Origin of the sequence: Streptomyces torulosus (assembly GCF_001419765.1) — a bacterium.
GTDB classification, from domain to species: domain Bacteria; phylum Actinomycetota; class Actinomycetes; order Streptomycetales; family Streptomycetaceae; genus Streptomyces; species Streptomyces torulosus.
Window position 1 is genome coordinate 1 of sequence record NZ_LIRK01000163.1, and the last position, 6,078, is coordinate 6,078.

General features: G+C 72.6%; 6 protein-coding genes. 3 read left to right on the forward strand and 3 right to left on the reverse strand.

Features of this window, described 5'->3' with window-relative positions; all coding sequences use genetic code 11:
- Window positions 1-9 precede the first annotated feature (9 nt).
- Entirely contained in the window at window positions 10-540 is a 531-nt protein-coding gene (locus AOK23_RS11985; RefSeq protein ID WP_055712716.1) for a GNAT family N-acetyltransferase, read from the forward strand.
- On the opposite strand, the gene AOK23_RS11990 is transcribed toward AOK23_RS11985, so the two are convergent.
- Window positions 497-2,656, reverse strand: a complete 2,160-nt coding sequence (locus tag AOK23_RS11990) for an MDR family MFS transporter (protein WP_055712711.1) — start codon at window positions 2,654-2,656, stop codon at window positions 497-499. The two genes, AOK23_RS11985 and AOK23_RS11990, sit on opposite strands and share 44 nt — an antisense overlap.
- Window positions 2,657-2,855: 199 nt before the next feature.
- Here AOK23_RS11990 and AOK23_RS11995 point away from each other — a divergent pair, with 199 nt between their 5' ends.
- Both AOK23_RS11995 and AOK23_RS12000 read left to right on the forward strand, forming a co-directional pair.
- Window positions 2,856-3,911 (forward strand): peptidoglycan-binding domain-containing protein, encoded by a 1,056-nt coding sequence (locus AOK23_RS11995; protein ID WP_055712712.1) that lies wholly within the window; start codon window positions 2,856-2,858, stop codon window positions 3,909-3,911.
- A 50-nt stretch (window positions 3,912-3,961) separates the two neighbouring features.
- A complete protein-coding gene (locus AOK23_RS12000; RefSeq protein WP_055712713.1) occupies window positions 3,962-4,300 on the forward strand; it encodes an antibiotic biosynthesis monooxygenase family protein in 339 nt (112 codons plus the stop codon).
- Between the two features lie 66 nt (window positions 4,301-4,366).
- On the opposite strand, the gene AOK23_RS12005 is transcribed toward AOK23_RS12000, so the two are convergent.
- Window positions 4,367-5,032, reverse strand: coding sequence for an HAD family hydrolase (locus AOK23_RS12005; protein ID WP_055712714.1), 666 nt, complete (start codon window positions 5,030-5,032; stop codon window positions 4,367-4,369).
- 169 nt (window positions 5,033-5,201) lie between these two features.
- A complete protein-coding gene (locus AOK23_RS12010; protein WP_055712715.1) occupies window positions 5,202-5,783 on the reverse strand; it encodes a TMEM165/GDT1 family protein in 582 nt (193 codons plus the stop codon).
- Between the last annotated feature and the right edge of the window lie 295 nt (window positions 5,784-6,078).

The following is a 6,078-nucleotide window of genomic DNA, read 5'->3' on the forward strand; positions in this document are numbered from 1 at the left end:
ATCCCCGCCATGGCCTCCACGACGACCGCCTGGTCCATAGCCCCCGAACCGTTCGACTCGCCCGTCGCGGCCGCGCTCTGGCGGGCGTACTACACGGAGGTCAGCGACCGCTGGTACCTGCTGCACGAGGGCCGCGCCACCGACCCCGACGAACTGGAGCGGGAGATCGCGGCGAACACCGGGGACCGGCTCGCGCCGCCGGACGGGGTGCTGCTGGTGGCGCGGTACGCCGGCGAACCGGCCGGCACGGCGGGCGTCCGGCTGATGGACGCGGCCACGGCGGAACTCAAGCGGGTCTTCCTCCGTACGGACGCCCGCGGCAAGGGCGGCGCCGCGCTGCTCGTGACGGCGGCCGAGGACCAGGCACGGCGCCTCGGCGCGGAGCGGATCGTGCTCGACACCCGCGCCGACCTCGTCGAGGCCCGCGCGCTGTACGCCCGGCTCGGCTACGAGGAGAGCGAGCCGCACAACGACGACCCGTACGCGGACCACTGGTTCACGAAGAAACTGGTGCGGCCGGCGGCTCCGACGCGCGGGTGACCGGCCGTTCGTCGTGCGGGCGCTCGGCGTCCGAGCCGCACATCTCGTCGGTGAGCTCCTCGACCAGACGGACCAGATCGGTCGGCCGGTCGGGCCCCCACCAGTCGCCCAGCAGCTCCGCCAGGGAATCCTCACGGGCCTTGGCGAGCCGCTCGGCGGCAGCGCGCCCGGTGCCGGTCAGCACGAGGTCGAGACCCTCACGGCGGGCGAGCCGGCGCTCCTCGACCTGCCGCGACGCGGCCATGATCACATCCAGCGGCACGGTGCTGCGCTCGGCGAGCACGGCGGGTTCGACCCAGCCGTACCTCCGGATCCGCAGCAGCAGCCAGCTCGCGGCGGGCAGCAGGTCGTAACCGGCCCGCGCGGTGATCGTCCGGTAGATCTCCCGCCGGCCCTCCCGCGACCCGAGCAGGGACAGCGCCCGGCACACCTCGTCGTACGACGACCGCTCGACGGGGTTGCTGGCGAAGGTCTCCGTGCCGTCGGGGGCCGTCACCGAGGCGCGCAGCCGGTCCTCGCGCAGGAACCAGGCGAGGACGAAGCCGAGGAGAGCGACGGGGGCCGCGTAGACGAAGACGTCGGTGATCGCCTCGGCGTAGGCGTCGAGGGCGGCGGGACGCAGCGAGGACGGCAGCTCGGCGATCTCCCGCGGGTCCGCCTTCAGTCCGTCCACGCTGACGCCGGCCGGCAGCCGGGCACCGTCCAGGGCGCTCGCCAGCTTGTCCCCGAGGTGCCCCGCGAAGACCGTGCCGAAGACGGCCACCCCGAACGCGGCCCCGATGGACCGGAAGAAGGTCGCGCCGGAGGTGGCGACGCCCAGGTCCTCGTACGGGACGGCGTTCTGCACGATCAGCACGAGCACCTGCATGACGAGGCCGAGCCCGAGCCCGAAGACGAAGAGGTACGCGCTCATCTCGCCGTCGCCGCTGTGCGCGTCCAGCTGGTGCAGGAGCAGCAGGCCGAGCGTCGTCACCGCGGTCCCGGCGACGGGGAACACCTTCCAGCGGCCCGTACGGCTGACGATCTGCCCGGACACCGTCGACGACAGCAGCAGACCGAACACCATCGGCAGCATGTGCACACCGGACATGGTCGGCGACACACCGCGCACGACCTGGAGGAACGTCGGCAGATAGGTCATCGCCCCGAACATCGCGAAGCCGATGATGAAGCTGATCACGGCGGAGAGGGTGAAGGTGCGGACGCGGAAGAGCTTCAGGGGCAGCACGGGTTCGGCCGCCCGCCCCTCCACGGCCACGAAGACCACGGCGAGCGCCACGCCCAGCACGGCGAGACCGATGATCTGCGGCGAGCCCCAGTCCCAGGTCGTACCGCCGAGGGAGGCGACGAGGACCAGGCAGGTGGCGACGGAGGCGATGAGGAAGGTGCCGAGGTAGTCGATGACGTGCCGCTCGGCCTTGCGGGGGACGTGCAGGACGGCGGCGATGACGATCAGCGCGACCGCCCCGACCGGCAGATTGACGTAGAACACCCAGCGCCAGCTCAGATGCTCGGTGAACAGCCCGCCGAGCAGCGGCCCGAGCACACTGGTGGCGCCGAACACGGCCCCGAACAGCCCTTGGTAGCGCCCCCGTTCCCGCGGCGGGACGAGATCCCCGACGATCGCCATCGACAGGACCATCAACCCGCCGCCGCCCAGGCCCTGGAGCGCCCGGAACCCGATCAACTGCGGCATGTCCTGCGCCATTCCGCACAGCGCCGACCCCACGAGGAAGATCCCGATCGCCGTCTGGAACAGCCGCTTGCGGCCGTACTGGTCCCCGAGCTTCCCCCACAGCGGTGTCGCCGCCGTCGCGGCCAGCATGTAGGCGGTCACGACCCACGACAGATGGTCCAGCCCGCCCAGATCGCTCACGATCGTCGGCAGCGCCGTCGACACGATCGTCTGGTCCAGCGCGGCCAGCAGCATCCCGAGCAGCAGGGCCCCGATGGACACCATGACCCCACCGGGCACGTGCTCGGCGGCCCCCGCGGCACGACGCCGAGCACCGGCCGGGTCCGACGCCGCCGCACTCCCCGCCGGATCTCCCACCGTGCGCCCCGCCCCGCGCCCCGCCGTGCGGCCGCCGTCGTCGTGCGCGGTGTCGTCGGTCATGCGGACCTCCCGAGGGCCTCCGAGGGTCTCGTACAGCGTCCCCGGTCTCCTCATTCCTCCGGTGTTCATTCCATCGTGGGCGGTGTGACCGGTTATGGCCTGTCGAACCACTGCGGCGCCGGTCACTCCTGTGACGATCGGGAGGTTGTGTGACGACGGTTTGCATAAACTCGGGAGTCTTCACGGGGAGGGACCACACGTGAGTGAACCGAACAGCCACATATGCCCGGAGTGCTTCGCTCCCCGGGCCACGGACGGGACCCCGTCCTGCGGCTGTGGCCGCCGCGCCTCCGAAGCACTCCTGGAAGCCCGCACGGCACAGGCGGCGGCCGCCGAGGACTTCGACCCGCTGCGCATCCGCCCGTACGTGGAACTGGGCGACGCCGAGGACGACCACGGGCACCAGGACGACACCGGCCCCCGCACGGGCCCGGGGCACGCGCGCGGCCCCGGACACGCCGAGGCGGCGACGATGCGGCTGGCGGCCTTCCGGGCCCCGCGCACGACCACACCGGCCGACGACCGCACCCGGCCGCTCACGGTCCCGCCGCCCGCTTCCGCCTCCGGGCACCCGCACACCCGCTCCTCGACGCCCGCACGCCCCCGCTCCGCGGGCCGTCGCCGCCGTACGGGGCTGATCGTCGCGCTCGGGGGCACGGCGGCGGCCGGGGTGATGGCGGCGGCCGGCTTCATGAGCGGCCTCTTCTCCTACGAGGCGCCCGAGCGGAACGGGGCACTCCCGGACGACGTGCGGGCGAGCGCGCCGGACACCACGGTGGACGGCGACAAGACGCCGGTGCAGACGCCCGAGGAGGCCACCGGGGGCGGGGCGCCCGCACCGGCGCCGCCGGGTGGCGCCGGACGGGCGAAGCCGTCCGGGAGCCCGTCCCCCTCCGCCTCGAAGTCGTCCGCGTCGCCGTCGGCGTCCCCGTCGCCCAGCGCCAGCGAGGCGTCGCCCAGCGCCCGGGCCTCCGACAGGTCGACGGCCGACGACGCGAACAAGAAGGGGGACAGCCGGCTGGAGGCCCCGAAGACGCTCCGCCTCGGCGACGACGACCCCGAGGTCACCGAACTCCAGCTGCGGCTGCGCCAGTTGGGCCTCTACAACGGCGACATCGACCAGAGCTTCGACCGCCAGGTCGAACAGGCCGTCATCGACTACCAGACCACACGGGCCGTCTCGAAGGACGACGAGCCCGGCGTCTACGGCCTGGCGACCCGAGCCCGCCTGGAAGCGGAAACCCAGGAACCCTGACGCCGGGGTCGGCGCACACCCCCGTCGCCCCCGTGATGCAGGATGACCCCATGAGCATCGTCAAGATCAACGTCCTCACTGTCCCCGCGGAGCAGCGCGAGGTGCTGGAGAAGCGGTTCGCCTCTCGTGCCGGGGTGGTGGAGAGTTCCGACGGGTTCGAGTGGTTCGAGCTGCTGCGGCCCGTCGACGGCACCGACAACTACCTCGTGTACACCCGGTGGCGCGACGAGGCGTCGTTCGAGGCGTGGATGGAGGGCCCGATGAAGCAGGCCCACCAGGGCGGCGGCGACCAGCCCCCGGCCGACCGCCCCAAGCCGGCCGCGTCCGCCTCCACCGTCTGGTCCTTCGAGGTGGTCCAGCAGACGGGCCCGAAGAACACCGGAGCCTGACAGCCACCGCCCCGCGCCCCGTCCGGGGCGCGGCGGCCGCCTCCAGCCGATGGCGCGGCGGCCGGGCTAGGCGACGTGCAGCCGGACCGGCCCGTCCTCGCCCGTCTCGACCCGTACCGAGCGCAGATCGGGCACCACGACGTCCGGCCCGTGGGCGGCCGCGCGCGATCCGATGCCCACGACGCGCATGCCGGCGGCGCGGCCCGCCTGGATGCCCGCCTCGGAGTCCTCGAAGACGACGCAGTCCTCGGGGGCGATGCCCAGTTCGGCGGCGCCCTTCAGGAATCCCTCGGGGTCGGGCTTGCTCGCACCGACGGACTCGGCGGTGACCCGGACGTCGGGCAGGGCCAGCCCGGCGGCGGTCATCCTCGCCGTGGAGAGGGGAACGTTCGCGGAGGTCACCAGCGCGTGCGGCACTCCGCCGGCGGTGAGGGACGCGAGGAACTCCGGCGCGCCCGGGATGGGGACGACCCCGTCCACGTCGGCCGTCTCCTCCTCCAGCATCCGCGCGTTGTCCGCGTAGTTCTGTTCCATGGGCCGGTCCGGCAGGAGTACGGCCATCGTGGCGTACCCCTGGCGTCCGTGGACCACCCGCATGACCTCGGTGCCGTCGAGCCCGTTCCGCTCGGCCCAGCGCCGCCAGACCCGCTCGACCGCGGCGTCCGAGTTGACGAGGGTGCCGTCCATGTCGAGCAGGAAGGCGCGGGCGGTCAGAACGGTCGTGGCCGGCATCGGCAAGCTCCAGGGCGCGGGAACGCGGGAAGGGGCCGGGCGGTGCGGAGACGGCGGTACGGCCCCGTGACAGGACAAGGCGGCCCCGCCCACCGGTCAGGGAATGCGGGCGGGAGCCACTTTGTTTCTCCACGGTACAAAACAACGGTGCTCACCGCCACCCCCTTCGTCATCCCGTCACGGCTTCCCACAAACTCCACACACCGAGCCCCGTCATCAGCACGGCCGCGATCTGGGTGATCAGCTTCAGCGGCACCCTCTTCATCAGCGCCCGGCCGCCGACGATCCCGAGCCCGGCCACGGCCCACAGCGCGAGGACGGCCCCGAGGCCCACGGAGAGCGGGTCGTCGTACCGCGCCGCGAGGTTCGCCGTCATGATCTGGGTCAGGTCGCCGAACTCGGCGACGAGGATGAGCATGAAGCCCGCGCCGGAGACCTTCCAGAAGCCCTGGTTCTCCGGCCTGCGGACTTCTTCCTCGTCCTCGTCCTTCTTCATCAGCAGCACCGCCGCGCCGCCCAGGAACAGCACACCGGTCAGCGCGTGCACGATCTGCTGGGGCAGCAGGGTGAGGACGCTGCCCGCGGCGACCGCCAGCGCGACGTGCACGGCGAAGGCCGCAGCGACGCCGGCGAAGACGTACGAGGCGCGGTAGCGGGTGCCGAGGACGAGGCCGGCGAGCGCGGTCTTGTCGGGGAGCTCGGCGAGGAAGACGACGCCGAAGACGAGCGCCATGACACTGAAGCTGATCAAGGGTCCTCAATCGGTCGGGCTGCCCCACCGAGAGAAACGGTCCGCTGACGCGACACCTCGGCACGGCAGCACACGTTCACCCGTGCGGGGTCGCACGGGTGTGCACTGCTTGCCGAAGGTCTCGCTGGCGGGCCCCTTGTCGATGGACCCGCTCCGGGCGCCGGCTCAGACGAGCTGAGCAGTATGTCGACGGTCCGGCGAAGAGCTACTCCCCTTCTGCGGGGCCCATGGTACGCGACGCGCCGCGGGGGGGCCGCGGTGGCCGCCTATCGGGTGCTGTTCCTTATACACATCT